This window comes from Kothea flammea (genome assembly GCF_052161645.1).
Taxonomy (GTDB): Bacteria; Planctomycetota; Planctomycetia; order Pirellulales; family Pirellulaceae; genus Laterigemmans.
On the sequence record NZ_CP197414.1, the window covers coordinates 7,159,042 to 7,176,561 of the forward strand.

The window sequence follows — 17,520 nt, forward strand, 5'->3', positions numbered from 1 at the left end:
ACGCGATCTGGCTCGTCTTTGCCAGCTTGCTAACGCGGTCAGCGACGAGGTCTCGATGGATTCGTTTGCCGATAGCCCAAGCTCGCACTTGGCCAACATAATCTCACAAAATGGCTCACACTGATTTCAGCTTGATACTGCCATATGGACCGTCTCAGCGGTTGCTGTTTGAGTACTGATCCCGGTCGGCGTTTGATGATCAGAGCCGGTTGGCACCCTCGCGCTGTTTGACACGGAGCCTCGCAAATGCCGCCGAACGACTCCCCGCCAGACGCCAAGCGTCCGAGCGATCCGCGGTTCGGGGGCCTGCTCCGCGTAAGTTGTTTTGCCTGAAGGATTTATCCCTCGCTGGTTGATTTGCCACGGGGCTTTCGCAGGCAGACATCCAGGGGTGAAAGCCGACCATCAATCGTTGGCCGTCTCCCGCCGTGATTGTTCTAACCGTTTGCCGTGTGGGAATGCCCCTAAGTATCGCGATTGGTGTCCCCGGCAAAAGCCGATCAATCGGGCTTTGCAAGCGACCATCAAATCCAACCTCCACATGTACATACTGCATCGTCGTCTCAATGTCCTTGTGCCCCATTAGTTGCTGAACGGTCGGCAAATCAGTGTCATCTTCGACAAGATGCGTCGCAAAGCTGTGCCGAAGCGAATGGGGTACGCCGTTTTTCGTGATCCCCGCAGCTTTCTGAGCCGCTTTTAACGCGTTACCGAACTGCTCCTCACTGATGTGGTGCCGCCAAATGTTACCGCTCCGCTTGTCACATGAGCGTTGACGCGACGGAAACACCCATCGCCAGCCAACCTCGCGGCCTGCGTTCGGGTATTTCCGCTCTAAGGCAAAGGGCAGAAAGACTTTATCAAAACCCTCCTCCAAATCCTGTTGATGACGTTGTGTCGCCCAGGCAATCTGTCGCTGCAAGTCGGGAATCGCTTGTTTCGGCAGGAAGGTCATCCTGTCCTTCTGCCCCTTGCCATCGCGTACCAACAAGCGACCTTCATCAAACCAGACATCTTTGATTCGTAATCGTCGGCACTCCTTGTGGCGCAGCCCTGAGCCATACATCAGCAGGAACATGATTCGGTGTATGCCAACCATGTGCTCCAGTAAGCGTCCAATCTCCTGCCGGCTAAACCACACCGGCATTGTCTCTGGACGCTTCACGCGCACGGCGTTGAGAAAACCAATTCGTTTTCCTAGTGCTTTGTCAGGGATAAAAATTAGGGTTGCGTAGAATTGAAAAATCTGCGCTCATTCACGAAGCCAAATTCAATCCACGGAGGGTTTTGTGATGAGTGAGAAGAAGTATATCGTTCGTTTGTCGGATGCGGAACGGAAAGAATGTGCGGAGGTTATCGGCAAACTCAAGGGGACTGGCCAGAAGGTTCGCCGGGCTCAAGTGCTACTGAAGGCCGATGCGGATGGTCCGGCTTGGACGGATGCTCAAATTGCCGACGCCTTTTCTTGTCGCACAAAGACAGTCGAGAATATCAGGCAACGATTCGTTGAACTCGGTTTTGAGCAAACGCTTGATCGAAAGCCATCGCCTACCGCTGGGGCAAAGAAACTGCTCGATGGAAGCGAAGAGGCGAAAATCATTGCAATGCGACTTGGTTCACCACCAGAAGGCTATGGAAAGTGGACGCTCCGGTTGTTGGCTCGAAAGGTCGTGGAGTTGGAAGTGGTGGAAAAAGTCAGCCATGAAACGGTACGTCAAACGCTAAAAAAAATCGCATGACCAATCGCAGTATCGAGTACTGGGTAATCCCACCGGAATGTGACGCTGAGTTTGTTGCCCACATGGAAAATGTGCTTGAAACGTACGAAAAGCCGTACAATCCTTCGCAACCGGTGATTTGCATGGATGAGCAACCGGTGCAACTGATCAAGGAGACGCGGCAACCGATCCCGGCGACCAAAGACCATCCACAGCGAGTTGACTATGAGTATGAGCGCAACGGCACTGCTTCGATTTTCATGTTCTGCGAACCTCTTGGTGGCTGGCGTCAGGCAACCGCGCGTGATCAGCGGACAAAGTTCGATTGGGCTCAGGAAGTAGCCTCGCTTCTGGATGGGAGATACGCAGAATGCGAACGAATCACACTTGTTTGCGACAACTTGAACACCCATACGATCGGTGCCTTCTACGAAGCGTTTGAACCTGAACGAGCCCGCTCCTACGTTCGGCGAATTGATTTTTGCTTCACGCCCAAACACGGTAGCTGGTTGAATATTGCGGAGAACGAACTCAGCAGCATGACTCGGCAATGTGTCGCAGGACGTCGAATCGGCGAACTGGAAATCCTGCAGCGAGAAATTGCAGCCTGGTCAGAGGATGTGAACAGCACTCAGCGCAGCGTCGACTGGCAAATGAAAATCGACGACGCAAGGTGCAAACTAAAATCCGTCTACCCTAAAATTCAAGCCTGACAAAGCACTAGGGATTGTTTCCAAAACTCTCGGCAAAGAACTCAAGCACAGTATCTATGAACGGCAGTTTGTCATCGAGCAATGGCAAATGCCCGCCGTTGGGGACGATCCACAGTGACGCATTTGGAATTGATGTATACATTTCAACAGGAATCTCGACTGGAAAGAACTCATCACGATCGCCATGAACGATGAGCGTTCTTGCTCGGATCGTTCCTAGAAACGGAACTGTGAAGTTCATATCGTCGTAACTATCTTTGAATTTGTGAAACAACTGCTGGATCTTCCTAATCTGTGCGTCTCCATGGTGGTGAATTTTGCGATTCTCTTTCCAGTACATTTCATCGTTGGCAAAACTTTCGACAGTTTCCTTACGCATGATCACGCGCGCTTGATTTGGAAAATAGTGGGTAGCCCCGACGAGCACCATTGCCTTAACACGGTCCGGTTGCTGGGTCGCCATGTGAATCAAAGTCATTCCACCTGTGCTTGTGCCCATGGCGCGAAAAGTATCAATGCCGAGGTGGTCAAGAAGTGCAAAAACATCCAAAGCCGACTGTAGGTGAGTGAATTCATCGCGCGGATTTGTAGAACGACCATGACCTCGCAGGTCAGGGACGATCAGGCGAAATTTGGTTTTGAGCTGTGGGACGAATTGGCTCCAACTATGTTCTCCGCTCGCTCCGTACCAATGCAAGAGCACTAGCGGCTCACCCTCTCCATGCTCCTCATAGTACATTTGCATACCGTTGACGGTAACTGTATCGCCACTTCCCGAAACGACTTCCTGTCCGGGAGCTAAGCTAGCGAGGATGGCAGCGACGGAAAAAAATGAGGATTGGGAAGCTAATTCGATTCATGACTCAAAATTCCTATTCGGGGATCAAATCAATTTGCGATTTGGTTTCGTTCATAAATAGTACAACCAAAGCTGGCTAGTCGCACAATTCGCCTCGCCCCAAATCTCAGGAGATGCAAATTCCACGAGTTTGCCTCAGCCACACAGAACGCTACAACTGTTCCTCAGGGACTAAACTCTCTTCCGCTATCGCGACGGCCCGAGGACGTTGCAAGGCAGCGATCTGTGACTGCAATAAGGTGTGACCTGGGATTCGCCGGAGTCCTTTCTCGGTTTCCAGCAATGCATAGGAAAGCCATCGACTAGCTTGATCAGTCTCCGTGCGGAAACTCGTCACACGCCCCAATTTGCGACTTGTGTTCGGAACGAGTTCTCGATCGTGTCGGTGCTTAACAGCGACCGGTGCAACATATTGAGTACGTTCAGGCGGTGCACGCTAAACGATCTTCGCCGGCTTCGTGCAGACTCCGAGAGGGCTCTGCGTTTGTCGGTTCGGAACCACCGAGCGAGAAAGTTGGCCAAGTTCAAGAAGCTGGGCACAGCACCGTGGTTTCAATCGACGTTGGTTAACGGCGCGTACGTCGAACTAATGCAACTCCGAAGGATCAATCACAACTCGCTGAGGTCGAAACATCCGCACGCTAGAAGCGATTGCCGTTCAACGCGGACGTGCAGAAGACCGCAGCGGATTTCAGCGTGGCTCTCTTTTTCACTGCCATCCCCAGCCGACATCGGTGAATTACATACTCGACGCTCCGGTCGATGAAACCGGGGGCACCTCGTGACAATTGGCTCTCGCTGCTTCGGTCGGCGGTCTATTGGGCTCACCGACGCGATTTCTGGCCCCGTAGAATCCGCGTCGGCCGATGCAACCGTCAACACTTCGCCTCTCTCCGAACTTGCGAAGGTGTCAACAACAACTTGCTCGTCGCAATTGCAAAGGACACGCCCACCTGGGCGCGATGGGCAAAAGCGACGATCATCGAAATGACGGCTCACTTGGATTCGCGAAGTTCATGACTGGTCTCGCCGAAATCTTCGCCAGTTCCACGCTCAGCGCAGAGACTCTGTCCCAAACTTCGGCTTGCAAATCAGCCCTAACGGCCGAAACTCGACCAATGGGACTTCAACGCCTTGCGGACTAGAATTCCACCTTGGCAAAATCGCCCGAGGCCCCCTGTTTCGCTGCCGTTCACGCAATCCCCTTCCCATATCAGAGCAGCTTCGCAAGTTGCGTTGAACACACGCGGTGGAAACGACCGAAGCGGTTTGCACTGATGGATTGAGGGTTGGTAGATTGTCCAACGAATAGCACTTATTTTTTCGAGCTCATTTCAGAATATCGAGCTTGGCCTCTGCACTTGGGTTAGTCATTAGAACTTGCGGCATGATTCGCCCCTTTTCTTCCTCGGTTCAACGCGATCTGGTCTTTATTTAATCTTTGCAGTGTTATGGCGGGGTGCGCACACCATTTGAGAAGCTGCAGTGCAGGCACGGTCGTCCGTGAAACGATGTTGCCTTAGAGAAACTGGCTATGGTTGATTCGAAATGCCCTTGATCAAATGAGCAACGTCCCACATGCGTGTTGATCTTGCGTCACCGATGAGGAGCCAATGGCCACCTGGACTAAAAGTCGAAGTCTTTACATCACCATTATGTCCCGGCACCTGAACGTATTGCTTGCCAGGGTTTTCGCCAATTAACGACCATAGTCGCAGTTCTGCTGGCTGATTGGCGGGCAGACTTGCCCCAAAATCCGATTGGTGCCGTGTGACAAAGTAACGCCCGTCAGGACTAAGAACGCCGTACGAATTGGGGTGATCGATTGTGACTGGCTTTTGGAAGGGCGATTCTCGGCTGAGATCATACAGCTTTGGCATGGACTTTCTGTCATTGCATACCAGCCACCGGCCATCTTCACTCTTTGAGAGCATACCGACCCATCTTGTTTCTCCCTCGAAAAGCTTAATGGCCTGTTCCGGATCACCGACCGAATCGTTCGTCAAATCCCACAGATCTACCTTGTTTCCCGCACCCACATACAACCAGCGGTGGTCCTGGGTGAATCCGATGATGCGATAGTCCCGCCCATCGCGTGTAAGCTTCTTGGGAGCTAGGTCTGGTTTTGTCAAATCGTAGAGGGTCGCGTCTCCGTCATAGCTGGTTGATACAAGCCAGTGGCTATCGTCGCTAAAGTACAACTTGAGATGAAACGACATGGGGAAACTGATGTACCCACCTCCGGGGCCCATACCGCTTCGTTGCGAAGGCTTTGTCGCCTCGTCTTGGAATTCCCACACAACTAGCCTCTGTGCGTTCGAGGCTGTCACGTAACGACCGTCTTTACTAATGGCGAATGCGTCGAATTGTCCCCCTGTAATTGGTAGTTTCGTAACCTGTTGGCTTGGATCGTCATTACTGAGGCGGACATAGAGATTTCCAATAAGCAAGACCTTTTGGTTAGCGCTAAAGTTCACATTGCTAAATGATTCAATGGTCGGTAGGGTGAAAACTCGATCTTGCCCCGGCTCTTTTGCGCGCATGTCTACAAGGCAATTTCCCGCGACTAGCCAGTTACCATCGCTGCTGAAACTGACAGGAGTCAGGTTTTTGTTGGGTAGTATTCTGGAAGATGCCAAGGGCGCTTTATCGTTCAAATCGAGCAAACGGTTTCCGGCAACCAGCCAACGTCGTGATCGGTCGAAGACAAAAGGCTGCATCTGGCTGAGGTTTTGCGGCTCGTTGAGCGTTTCAAACTTGGATGTAGGATCATCGGCTTTAAGATCCCAAAGTCGATTCGATTCTTTGGTTCGCGAGATATACCACGTGCCATTCCCAGAAAAATGATGCGACGTCACGTTTCCAGGATGCTCAAATAGGAACTCGGGGTGTTCCTTTGTGAGCAGGTCTATTAGTCGAGGTTGCCCCTGGCCGCGCTGCCCGATCGATGCGAAAGCCCACCTACCGTCAGATGAAATTGATGGCGCAACCCGCACGTCGCTAGACACGAGATCATCGATGACCAACTCAGGCGGGTTGGTCGCAAGGTCCCAGATCATGCCCCTGCGTTCACGACCAAAGCTGGTCGACATATACCATCTTTCGCCACCGGCGAAGCTACCACGCCCCGCGTTGGGACTGTCTGAGATAAGCCAGGAACCCTCAATCGATCCGACAGGCGGCAACGGCTCGGTAAACTCTTCCACAGCAGCAATCGAGAATGAACGAGGCTGCGACCATCTGCCAAATTCACCGGCTTCTGTCTTAAGTCGCACCTGCCAGTACCAACTAGAACGTTGGGAATCGTTGAGCTGGAAACCTCGCGCCGGGCGTAAGAGGATTTCACCACGTTCTTGAAGCGTATCAAAGTCGAGGCTCAGGCTTCGAGAAGGTGCGTATACCAAGACCTGTGCCATGCGGATCCCTGGTACAGGATTCCACTTAAGGGTCCACTCATGCCGCGAACGATCCGGCAATTCCGCGTCCATCGCAGGACTCGTCAGCTCAATCGCAGGCAACCGCGGTTGCAACATGGCCATCTTGTGGGCTCCTTGAAGTGAACTAACGAAGCCGTCCGCTGACTGGTAGGATGCCAGCGATTTGACGACGTCGCTGAGCAAACGTTCGTCTCGATCGTCCACGGCATCCATTCCCATCGCAAGCACCATTCCATTGCTAAATTGCAACGAGCCCAATACGGGTTGGGTTGCATCTGGTGTTAGCGAAGCCAGACACTGAAAGTCACTTGGATGCTTCTCAACGATGCAGAACGGGCCATAGCGCGTGCCAATAGAACGTGTCATTGCATGGTCGAGCGTCATGGCGATCTCAGCAGCCTGCGACTTCTTTGAAAACTGCAGGCCAAACTGCTCAGCAAGCACATCGTCGTAATGAGCACGACCAATGAGAATGCAGTGACCTCCCTTCTCGACTCGCTCCTTGTATGCCGACAGCTCTTCCATTGTGTAAGGGCTGATGCATTGCGTTCTAATGACAATGTCGTGCTGCTGCAGTACTTCAGCAGTCACGGTGGAGCCGGGAGGAGCTACTGTTACCAGGAATCCCTGCTGGCGAAGGAACAGAGGGGCTAGCCGGAGCTGATGCGGATTGCGGGGATCAATATCATCGCGGTGCTGCGACGCCCACCAATTCTCGCGAGCTTTACTGGCATCAATCAGCACGCGTTCCTGATCGTAGCTTGGGCGGGCCGGACGCCAGTTATCCGCTACGACGTACATCGTGATATCCGATTTGGATCCTTCGAACTGCCATTCCCAACGTCTGGCCCAACCGAACGCAGTTGAGATCGACCGAACGGAGTTCTTTTGGGGCGACTTATACGCCTCTAGCGTCCGCCAACTGAAACCACATAACTGCAACCGGTACGCGTTGACTAAGGCATTATGTTATCGCTTTTGATTGAGTGTCGGCTCGTAAATTCTGACCTCACCGGACTCAGCGACCGTCCTAACTGCTCTGGTGGACTGGCAGACATCCATTGCGAAACTAATTGGAGTTGACCAATCGTACAAATCGTGCCCTTCTTCGGCATCCATCACATGCATGCGGTCTTTCGACAGGACGAATAGTCGACGGCCACTTTGCGAGAAGGCGATACTCGACAAACCACTTGCGCCAAGTGGGCGACGGAAGATTCGCCGCCTGGAACCCATATCAAAAACCGACACACGATGGGAGTATTCAGCCACAGCACATCGTGTCGAATCTGGCGAGAACGTGATCGCTTTCGGCATTTCTCGAAGCGACAATGTCCAGAGTGGTTCTCTCGTGCTCACATCAAACAGCAGCACGTTCGGCGCGTAGTTTCCTGCTGCCAAAACTGAGCCATCATTCGAGATTGCCAATGCTCTTATCGGACTACCGCCTGCGACTCGGATCCGATTTTCCATTTGGCCGTCCGACGAATCCAAGATCAGAATGCTGCCCTCCGGATCACCGACAAAAAGCTGTTTTCCGTCGGGGCTGAGCCAATCCCGCGGCAGTCTCGTAACGGCGAGAACGTTCTTTCTCGAGGCTCTTCATCACGATCCAGTCAAGGTCGCCGGAGAGTGATCGTCCAAGATGTCTTGCTTCGATGCTTCGCTGCGCTGCGATGCTCGGCAGACTATCACTCTGGCTCAGTCGCATGCTCGGACGCGGTGGTTCGACCTCTTTGATCAAACGCAACACCTCGTCGTACGCGGCTGCGCGGAGCTGTTCTCGCTCCAAAGGCGTCGTTCCGGTCAGCAGCTCGTACAGCACAACTCCGAGTGAGTAGATATCGGTCCGTGTGTCGACGTCCAGGTTGTTGTACTCCGCTTGTTCGGGAGACATGTACAGTGGCGTGCCCACCATCGCGCCATGACTGGTGTACACCGAGTGCTCCGTCAGTGGTTGGTGCATTGCCTTGGCCAAGCCAAAGTCGATTACTTTGCAGACTGGCTTGCCGTCGTAGAGGCAAACCAGGATGTTGGTCGGCTTGAGATCCCGGTGCACGATGCCTTTTTGATGGGCGTGCTGGATGGCCTGACAGATCGGCATAAAGAGTTCCAATCGTTGCTTGACTGAAAGCCGTGCTCGATCGCAATAGTCGGTCAGGGGGATGCCTTTGACGTACTCCATCACGAAGTACGGTCTGCCTTGATCCGTCATGCCGCCGTCGAAGACTTTGGCAATGTTGGGGTGGTCCATCATCGCGAGCGCCTGCCGTTCGGCTTCGAATCGGGCGATCACCTGTCGGCTGTCCATGCCGGCTTTGATCAGTTTGATCGCCACCTTGCGTTTGACGGGTGTCGATTGAGTGGCCAGCCATACCGCGCCCATGCCTCCTTCACCGATTCGCTCACGAAGCGTGTATTTGCCTCCCAGCACAGCCCCGACATCGCTGTGAACCGTCTCCTTTGTGGCCCGCGCTGGATCTAGCTTGGAGTAATCCGCGAGAATGTCATGTAGCTCGGTCGGATCGATCGCGGCGGATTTGCCAGATAAATGTGCTTGGAGGAGGTCTTCCATGCGGGAACGAAGCTGCGGATTCCCCCTACAATGCTGTTCAAGCAGGGCGTCGCGTTCGGACTCGCTTGCGTTGACGATGAGATCAAAAAGGGTTTCTTCGTTCATATTCTTGCCTCCACCAGAGACAGCGAGAATTTCGGGTGAGCGACGTCAAAAATTTACGGAACTTGCCCATGAGACAGCCGACCAGGGCTCTAACTTGACATTTTCGGCGGGTTTTAGACACCGCGATCGGCGGCTTGCCCATCTTGATCGAGGATTAATGATTAGGTGCCGATCTAAACTCGTCTAGCCAAAGCAGCGTTTAGGGCGTCGAGATTGCGTTCATCGGTAACGCAGGCCCGATGAATCGTATGCAACGAACCCAGCAAGCGCTGGGACTCCGCCCTAAGCTCCTTCGAGCTCCAGCGATCTTCGTGGTTTTGGTTGTATCGACCGAACGGACTTCGTTCCAGTTGAAACTCGCGTCGTTGTCCACAAGAGCCGGACACCGACGCACCGCAACAGCCTCACCGAAAGCGCTCCGGTTTCATCGACCGGAGCCAAGAGGGACTAGCCCTCGCCGAAGTCGGCCGCCGGTGCAGGCTGGCGGAGTGCCCGAACTCGCGTCGGTCTCCGCCACCTCCTGAAGTTCGGGGATCGCCCAAAATGCTGAGGTTGGTCCGACCGAACGCAGTTAAGAGCGACGGCGCGGAGTTGCTTTATGGCGACTTACATGCCGTCAACTTACCCGATTCGGAAAACACGCTCGGGAATTGAAAGCGTGTGTCCGCCTGAATACCTTTACAGGGCATCCGATGCGCCCAGCAGTGCACGCCACCCACGCGAGCAAGGTCGATTGGTGGCTCGGCGCGGCCCTTCGGAAACCGTTGCTGTCGCAACGAGGACCCTGCCATCATCAGAAGCAACGCGGCAGTGCACTTTTGTTTCCTTCAGCACTAAGATCCACGTCTGCATCGCTCCCATTCCCCACTGAAGCCGAAGAGTGCCGTTTCCGTGGTCTGTCTCGTCGCAATGCCCGCCGCGATTAACGCGTGTTGACGTAGCGAGTGCATCGCTTAGTATTCGCTCGCACGCTGCTTAGTGACGAACATGGACGTCGAATCCGCCATTAATGACGAAGTTTTTGCAATTGGTTGGGCAACGTTCGTGAAGCACTTCGGGTCGTGGTGCCCAAATCCGAACGTATCCGCTGACTTTTTCTTGGATTCTCTGATGGGATTTGACTAAAAAGATCGCACTATGGATTGGAGAGCAAAACATGTCGAAGAAATTCCCAAACGAATCATCCGTCTTTGAGTCCGCAAAAAACATCTGTGATGAATCAGAGCGAGAATCCTATTTACGTCGCGTCTGCGGTAACGACGGTGCCTTTCTGGCTCACATTCGTGCACTCTTGGCAGCGGACGGTGACCAGGTTGACCTCTTGGATCAGACCTGTGCAGCCTTCTTGACGCCAACGGACGCGAGGGATCCTATCAAGGCATCACCTGGTACAAAAATCGATTCGTACAAGTTGCTTCAGCAGATTGGCGAAGGCGGAATGGGCGTCGTCTTCATGGCTGAGCAATTTAAGCCTGTCGAACGGCGTGTCGCGCTGAAAATAATCAGGCCCGGGATGGATTCCAGATCTGTCATCGCTCGATTTGAAGCAGAGCGTCAGGCATTGGCGATGATGGATCATCCCAATATCGCTCGCGTGCTGGATGCTGGCACAAGCCAATGGGGGCAACCCTATTTTGTGATGGAGTTGGTCAGGGGAGTCCCCATCACTCAATACTGTGACGAACATCGGCTTTCCCCTCGCGAGCGACTAAAGTTGTTTGTGCCGGTGTGCCAAGCCATCCAGCACGCTCACCAAAAAGGAATCATTCATCGCGACATTAAGCCGTCCAACGTTCTCGTCGCCGAGTACGACGATCACGCAGTGCCAAAGGTGATTGATTTTGGTGTCGCCAAGGCAACTCAAAGTCGACTAACGGAAAAGACATTGTTCACGGCCTTCGGTCAGATAGTCGGCACGTTGGACTACATGAGTCCCGAACAAACGAAACTCAATCAATTGGACATTGATACTCGCAGCGATATTTACTCGTTAGGTGTGCTGCTCTATGAACTCCTCACCGGGTGCACGCCGTTCGATCGCCAACGGCTTCGCAATGTGGCGTTGGGCGAAGTCATGCGGATCATTCAAGAAGAAGAACCACCTCGACCGAGTCTTCGAGCGAGCAGCAGTCAAACGCTTCCCGCAATCGCCACAAGTCGTCACGTCCAGCCGCACGAGTTGACACGCGAGTTAAATGGCGACCTGGACTGGGTCGTGATGAAGGCACTGGAGAAGGATCGCACTCGGCGCTACGAAACATCCAACGGATTCGCCAAGGATATCGATCGATACTTGAAAGATGAAGCCGTTGCGGCGCGACCACCGTCCAGGACGTACTTGCTTCGGAAACTGGTTCGACGACACAAAGGTCCTGTCACAGCGGCTTGCATGATCCTGGCGGCCTTGACGATCGGCGGGATCGTGGCGACCTACCAGGCAGTCGTCATTTCGAACACACTCAAGAGCGAACAAGCAACACTAGCCGAACTAGGAATTTCACAACAGGAAACACAACAGGCACTGACCGAATCAAGAGAGGCCAACGCCCAAAAACAACATCTCCTCGATTCGCAGTCGCTGATCCTGGCGTTTGATGCGTTTAACAGTGGCGACCTCGAGCGATCAACTCAGCTGCTCGATCGATTGCACCCTCAACTTGGCTCGGCAATGGAAATTCCATGGAGATTTCTAAAAAAGCGGATTGAAGAATTACAGCCTAAGCAAATTGATCTCGGTCTTGATGTGACAGATTGGCAAATCACTGCCGATGGAACGGTCGCTTTCGCAGGATTGGACAATGGTGTGCTTGTAACGCAATCCGTGGCAGACGGACGTCGTCGGGTCCACCCGCTGCAAAGCGTTGGTGAAAAAAGTGACTCCATTCGCGGAGTCTTGCTGTCCGGCGACGAGCGTCATTTGCTCGTTGCACACGGAATACAAGATGGTCCGCACGTTATCGAAGCGTTTGAACGCGATCCGAGTGATCCCCTTACCTTGACGGGCACCGGGATCGTGGTGAGGCATCCTAACCCTGTCCGTTCGATGCAGGCGATTGGCGACAGTGGTAGAATCGTGAGCAGCGACAAAGGTGGGAACCTATTGATCTGGGATTTGACGACCGGAGCGGTATCCAAAAACGTAGAAATGCAGGTAGGTGAACCAACTGTTGCCTGCTCCAGTGATGGTAATGTGATCGCAGTCGCTGGTTATGATGACTCGAATCAGGTCCAATTCCTCACTACTAATGGCGCGCCCTCCGAGATTCAGACGATTGATCTGAAGAATCGCGTTTCGGGCATCGATTTTCATCCGACCGACTCTTCTTCTTTCGTAGTGGTCGGCTATTTTGGAGTCGAGCAGTGGCGAATCGTTGACCAGGAAGCCCGTTTCTTGCGACGACCTTCGTGGCAACGGAAAGGTTTCGTTGCCTACAATGTTACGGGTGATAAATTCGCCGTTTGGGCTGCAGACAGCGCAACCACGCGGGTCTTTGACACCGAGAGCGGAGATGAAATATGTAGTTTTTACGAAAGCAAGTTCTTTCCCGGCACGCCCAAACGTATCGCCCTCATCGGCAAAAATGTTCTCCGTAGTTCCAAGCATGGCCTTCGGCAGTGGTCTCTGCCCAGGCATGGGTTAGACTCGGTGAAGACAAATACTGGCTGGTATTCCGACTTTGGATTTGGAAAAAGCTGTGGCCTGATCTCGTTCCGCAGCGATGAGGAAGATGTCTGCGTTTGGGATCCACAGCAAGAAACGCAAACGATGCTGCACGTACCAAACGGCGAGACGCGAAAAAGTGGTTATGCCATTTCGAAAAATGGCGACCGCGTGGCGGCAGTGTACCAACCGACCGACGATTCAACTTGCCGGATTGCAGTGTGGGAGTTGCCGTCGGAGCGGCTCTTGGCGACGCTGCTTGGAAATAACGATAAATCCACTCTCTCATCACTTGCTTTTTCGCCTACCAATGACAATTTGCTTATCAGTTCAGACGGCCGATCGGGAGTGAGCATGCATGATATTCAAGGCCTCCAGACAAGGGAAATCATTGGTTCAATAGAGGCTGGGTCAAGGTTGTCGTGCGAGTTCTCGGCAAGTGGTGACTACTTGCTGATCGGTGCGAATATCTGGTCAGGGAAAAGAGAACTGCGAAGAAATGCAATGCTCTATCGCGTTCGGGGATTCGATACAGAATTGGTTGCGGAGATCCCGACCGAGTACAACTATCGCGCTACAATCAACAACGCCGAAACGATGATAGCGATCATCGAAATCGATAGCACCGAGGTTCGATTGTGGGACATGCGCACCAAGACATTCCTTGATCCACTTCCGTTCGCGGGCACCCGTTTAATGTCGATTGCTTTTTCACCCAACGATGAGTGCCTTGTAGGAACCACGCCATCGGGTGAGCTGAAGTTCCTTGACTATCACAAGCGAGAAGAACTGGGGACATTCAGGGTAAACCGACCGCTGCGGCATGTACGGATGCAAAACGGATTCCCTAGAATTGTCGCTTCCTCGATGGACGGCCACATCATGCAATGGGAGTATTGAACGGTGACGGACGTAACACGATTGTTAAGAGCCGTCGACGAGGGTGACCAAAAGGCCGCAGAGGAGTTGCTGCCCGTCGTCTACAACGAACTACGTCGCTTGGCTCAGTCGAGGCTATCGAGCGAAAAGACTGGGCAAACGCTGCAAGCAACCGACTTGGTCCATGAAGCATACCAGCGTCTCGTTGGTAATGATGGCGACGAAGCGAAGTGGAATGGCACGGGCCATTTCTTTGGTGCCGCCGCCGAAGCGATGCGTCGAATTCTGATCGAAAGTGCGCGTGCCAAAGCCGCGATCAAACGTGGCGGTGATCGGCAACGTGTCAAACTTCAGGCGGAAATCGAGCCCCCAGCAGCCCAACGTCCCGAACGGCTTTTGGAATTGGATGATGCATTAAGACAATTCGAGCAATATGATGCAGAAAAGGCAAAGGTTGTTAAGCTGCGATTCTTTGCGGGCCTAACGAGTTCCCAGACCGCTAAGGCCCTGGGTGTTTCAGTCGCCACGGTCGAACGCAACTGGGCTTATGCTCGAGCTTGGCTGAAGACCACGATGGATCGTGACGCCAACAGCGAAGCATAACGCGTTTCCCAACCCTACCAAACTCCGTTACATTTGTCGATCAGGCGGGGCAGGCAAATCACGCTCTGCCACGACCGCGGAGAGGAAGTCGGTGACGATTACCGATTGGTCGACCCAGAGCTGCTGAGGGCGATGTTGAAGTCCGGTGAACTTATTGGCGAGAAAAAATGATGAATCGCATTTTGCTCTCCTCACTCATCCTGCTGTCGTTCTCTCCCATCGCGATCGCTCAAAGAGCAAATTTGACAGTGCTTCTTGACGCTAAAAGCGAGCACTAAATCGCCTCGCACGGAAAGGGAAATGTTTACGCTCCGTGCGTTCTAATCGACAGCGGTATTTGGAGAATGTGGTATGGCGGCCAGGGGAAAGACGGTCACGACCGAATTCTCTATGCGGAATCAAAGGATGGGCGGTACTGGAACAGGAAAGGTATTGCTTTGGAAGACAGTACAGCCAATCACATCAACGACCCATCGGTCGTGAAGGTGGGCAATTCATATTTTATGTACTTTACCCGTGCCGAGCAGTTTGTCATTGATCGAATCCATGTTGCAACGTCCGAAGACGGCCTGAAATGGGATGTGGTGGGCCTTGCTCTTGATGCTGGCAGTAAGGACGCTTGGGATGCACTGTCCGTTGGTCGCCCGTCCGTTATTCACGACGAGGGCATTTTCAGGATGTGGTACGACGGCCGGAAAGACTTTCCGGCAGGAGCACCTGTGTCAAATGAATCGCATCGCTTTGTCGGCTATGCAACTTTTCAAGACGGAATCAATTGGGTTCGTAAAAGTGATGATCCCGTGTTTGGAAACGACGCTGGTGGAATCGACGTTCAGCGGATTGGGTCAACGTACATCATGGTCTACGAATCACACAGCGGCACCCGATATGCGAAGAGCCAGGATGGGATTATATGGAGAGACAAGGGTTACTTCTTGCGCAAATCGGGAAACGAAGCTGATCGACATGGGCACGTCACGCCATTCTTGTTCAGCCACAACCACCATGAACGCATTCTGTTTTTCGGTGCTGCGAAAGCTGCAACTTGGGATCAAAACGTGATCGCATCGTCACCTTTTATCCTTGACGGCAATTGAGCGTTACTTTCAGTATCGTTGGCCGCTAAACCGTACAATCCCTGCCGAGAGCACCAGTGTGACATTCCGAGGTCGCAAGTAACGAGGCCATCAACTCTCAAAGGCGAATCTTCCAGTAGTTATTGCAGATCATGACCTGCAGGGCGCTAAACCGTGTTAATGAGTGCCCCAGGCTGCGACGGAAACCGATCGACCTACCTTGACGGAAGTTCAATATGTCCAGTTTTTACAGTACGGTTTTTTCAATCCTCTTGGCTGTTGTAAACTGCTCGCCCGCCACTGCTACTGAGCCTCGACCACTCGTTGTGGCCCACCGAGGTCTCCTTCGTCACGCACCGGAAAACACCCTTGCCAATTTTCGAGCATGTCTCGAAGTTCGACTCGGCTTCGAGTTTGACGTGGAGAGAACCAAGGACGGTCATCTGGTCTGCATTCATGACGACACCGTTGATCGCACCACCGATGGCTCCGGCAGGATCTCGCAACTGACGTTGGACGAGATTCGTAAATTAGACGCCGGAAGTTGGTTTGATTCAAAGTTCGCCGGTGAGCAGGTGCCAACCATTGAGGAGGTGCTGGAATTGGTGGCTGAGTATCGCCAGCACGACGTACTGATTGCCGTTGACCTGAAGGCTGAGAACGTCGCACAGAGCGTGGTGCGGCTGGCAGAGAAGCATGGCGTTCTCGACCGGTTGCTATTCATCGGCAGGACGATCTCAGATCCGCAGGTTCGGGCAGAGATTAGGGCTGCTTCCGATCAGGCCCATGCCGCCGCTGTTGCCAACAACCCCGACGAGTTTGCCGGGGCACTCGCTGCACCCAACGCCGATTGGGTTTACTTTCGCTACCTGCCGCCGAACAAGCAGATTGAAGCCCTCCGTCGAGCGAACAAGCGTGCGTTCATCGCCGGAGCGACCGTCGCAGGTGATTTACCTAAGAACTGGCAGCAAGCTGCTGACGTGAGGGTCAATGGCATTCTGACTGACTATCCATTCGAGCTTGCAACGATGTTAAGAGAAAAAGAATGAGCCAAGGCCACTATCAAATCCGCCAACTCGCCGACGAATTCTATCCGCCTGAATCGGGCAAGCAGGAGTATCATCCTGACCGACGACGACAACGCAAAAGTGGTATTGTTCCCCTTTGCCGCTGGCGATGGTCTTAAAGGGCACGTCGCCTCAACTGCCAGCGATCATCAAAATCATTAAGGGCGAAACCGTTTTTGATTTGGCGTGCGGTGCCGGTGCCGAGTATGTGGGCGTCTGCCCTTGAAGCTAATTCCTTCGAGACAATTAATTGTCTCGAGAGTCTGTTGATTTCCCGCCTGCTTTTGCCTCTGTTTTGATATCCCTGGCCGCTTTGCCACTGGGCCCTGAAGTGTGGCTCTATGCAATTCCTCAAGAACACACATAAGAAGGTGTAAGCCACCTGCGGTAGCTGTAGGGAAATCTATCTGAACGTGTCCGATCAAATTGTCACTGCTCAAGTGTGGTTGCTATGGAACGCAATTTCATTACTGCGATTATTCTGCTTCCAAACCCGTGAAGGGCTGATCATGCCGGTTCATCAATACCAAAGAAGAAAAAGGTCGCGAGGAGCGTTCGAGTCGGTCATCCAACCGACCTACCAGCACCACGCGGCCTAGACAATTGATTCCAAGCTTGCGCAAAAACCGATTCTGGAGTTTCGAATCCCATCGACCTACTAAACCAGATCGTCCTGCGTTTCCTTTGGCCACAAGATTGACTTACCTTGTAACACTGGATCACAACCTGGACTTACGCACCAGTACGATTTGCGGCAGGAACCATCGAATCGATACCCCAAACTCTGACAAGACGCTTCTCGGGGAAACGCCGCAAGTGCACGAGAG

Annotated in this window: 11 protein-coding genes and 1 pseudogene; 7 read left to right on the forward strand and 5 right to left on the reverse strand. The window is 53.1% G+C overall.

The window, feature by feature from the left end:
- Positions 1 to 199: 199 nt before the first annotated feature.
- Positions 200 to 1,246 (reverse strand): integron integrase, encoded by a 1,047-nt coding sequence (locus SH139x_RS26790; protein WP_488356101.1) that lies wholly within the window; start codon positions 1,244 to 1,246, stop codon positions 200 to 202.
- Between the two features lie 46 nt (positions 1,247 to 1,292).
- Here SH139x_RS26790 and SH139x_RS26795 point away from each other — a divergent pair, with 46 nt between their 5' ends.
- Positions 1,293 to 1,739 (forward strand): helix-turn-helix domain-containing protein, encoded by a 447-nt coding sequence (locus SH139x_RS26795; protein ID WP_488351180.1) that lies wholly within the window; start codon positions 1,293 to 1,295, stop codon positions 1,737 to 1,739.
- Positions 1,736 to 2,431 carry an IS630 family transposase gene (locus tag SH139x_RS26800; protein ID WP_488352790.1) on the forward strand — a complete coding sequence of 232 codons (696 nt, stop codon included), beginning with the start codon at positions 1,736 to 1,738 and terminating at the stop codon, positions 2,429 to 2,431. The genes SH139x_RS26795 and SH139x_RS26800 overlap by 4 nt, the downstream gene beginning before the upstream one ends.
- A gap of 7 nt (positions 2,432 to 2,438) precedes the next feature.
- Here the strand turns inward: SH139x_RS26800 and SH139x_RS26805 are convergent, their stop codons facing one another.
- From SH139x_RS26805 to SH139x_RS26820, 4 genes and pseudogenes are all read right to left on the reverse strand, one after another.
- The gene (locus SH139x_RS26805; protein ID WP_488352791.1) at positions 2,439 to 3,176 is read right to left on the reverse strand and encodes an alpha/beta fold hydrolase; all 738 of its coding nucleotides are present in this window, start codon (positions 3,174 to 3,176) and stop codon (positions 2,439 to 2,441) included.
- A 265-nt stretch (positions 3,177 to 3,441) separates the two neighbouring features.
- A pseudogene (locus tag SH139x_RS26810) lies at positions 3,442 to 3,784 on the reverse strand (hypothetical protein); the annotation flags it as partial.
- A 1,038-nt stretch (positions 3,785 to 4,822) separates the two neighbouring features.
- Positions 4,823 to 7,528 carry a WD40 repeat domain-containing protein gene (locus SH139x_RS26815; RefSeq protein WP_488352792.1) on the reverse strand — a complete coding sequence of 902 codons (2,706 nt, stop codon included), beginning with the start codon at positions 7,526 to 7,528 and terminating at the stop codon, positions 4,823 to 4,825.
- 715 nt (positions 7,529 to 8,243) lie between these two features.
- The gene (locus SH139x_RS26820) at positions 8,244 to 9,407 is read right to left on the reverse strand and encodes a serine/threonine protein kinase (RefSeq protein ID WP_488352793.1); all 1,164 of its coding nucleotides are present in this window, start codon (positions 9,405 to 9,407) and stop codon (positions 8,244 to 8,246) included.
- 1,156 nt (positions 9,408 to 10,563) lie between these two features.
- Here SH139x_RS26820 and SH139x_RS26825 point away from each other — a divergent pair.
- The 5 genes from SH139x_RS26825 to SH139x_RS26845 all read left to right on the forward strand — a co-directional run bounded on the left by SH139x_RS26825 (position 10,564) and on the right by SH139x_RS26845 (position 16,812).
- On the forward strand, positions 10,564 to 13,968 hold the full coding sequence (locus tag SH139x_RS26825; RefSeq protein ID WP_488352794.1) for a protein kinase domain-containing protein: 3,405 nt from the start codon (positions 10,564 to 10,566) through the stop codon (positions 13,966 to 13,968).
- A gap of 3 nt (positions 13,969 to 13,971) precedes the next feature.
- The gene (locus SH139x_RS26830) at positions 13,972 to 14,550 is read left to right on the forward strand and encodes a sigma-70 family RNA polymerase sigma factor (RefSeq protein ID WP_488352795.1); all 579 of its coding nucleotides are present in this window, start codon (positions 13,972 to 13,974) and stop codon (positions 14,548 to 14,550) included.
- A gap of 437 nt (positions 14,551 to 14,987) precedes the next feature.
- Entirely contained in the window at positions 14,988 to 15,647 is a 660-nt protein-coding gene (locus SH139x_RS26835; RefSeq protein ID WP_488352796.1) for a hypothetical protein, read from the forward strand.
- A gap of 215 nt (positions 15,648 to 15,862) precedes the next feature.
- Positions 15,863 to 16,675 (forward strand): glycerophosphodiester phosphodiesterase, encoded by an 813-nt coding sequence (locus SH139x_RS26840; RefSeq protein WP_488352797.1) that lies wholly within the window; start codon positions 15,863 to 15,865, stop codon positions 16,673 to 16,675.
- Complete coding sequence (locus SH139x_RS26845; protein WP_488352798.1) at positions 16,672 to 16,812, forward strand: hypothetical protein; 141 nt, start codon at positions 16,672 to 16,674, stop codon at positions 16,810 to 16,812. The genes SH139x_RS26840 and SH139x_RS26845 overlap by 4 nt, the downstream gene beginning before the upstream one ends.
- Positions 16,813 to 17,520: the final 708 nt, after the last annotated feature.

Bases quoted from the DNA above. Each gene is read 5' to 3' on its own strand.
- SH139x_RS26815 (WP_488352792.1), bottom strand. From the start codon at position 7,528: ATGTACGTCGTAGCGGATAACTGGCGTCCGGCCCGCCCAAGCTACGAT.
- SH139x_RS26795 (WP_488351180.1), top strand. From the start codon at position 1,293: ATGAGTGAGAAGAAGTATATCGTTCGTTTGTCGGATGCGGAACGGAAA.
- SH139x_RS26805 (WP_488352791.1), bottom strand. From the start codon at position 3,176: ATGCAAATGTACTATGAGGAGCATGGAGAGGGTGAGCCGCTAGTGCTC.
- SH139x_RS26825 (WP_488352794.1), top strand. From the start codon at position 10,564: ATGTCGAAGAAATTCCCAAACGAATCATCCGTCTTTGAGTCCGCAAAA.
- SH139x_RS26845 (WP_488352798.1), top strand. From the start codon at position 16,672: ATGAGCCAAGGCCACTATCAAATCCGCCAACTCGCCGACGAATTCTAT.
- SH139x_RS26800 (WP_488352790.1), top strand. From the start codon at position 1,736: ATGACCAATCGCAGTATCGAGTACTGGGTAATCCCACCGGAATGTGAC.
- SH139x_RS26840 (WP_488352797.1), top strand. From the start codon at position 15,863: ATGTCCAGTTTTTACAGTACGGTTTTTTCAATCCTCTTGGCTGTTGTA.
- SH139x_RS26820 (WP_488352793.1), bottom strand. From the start codon at position 9,407: ATGAACGAAGAAACCCTTTTTGATCTCATCGTCAACGCAAGCGAGTCC.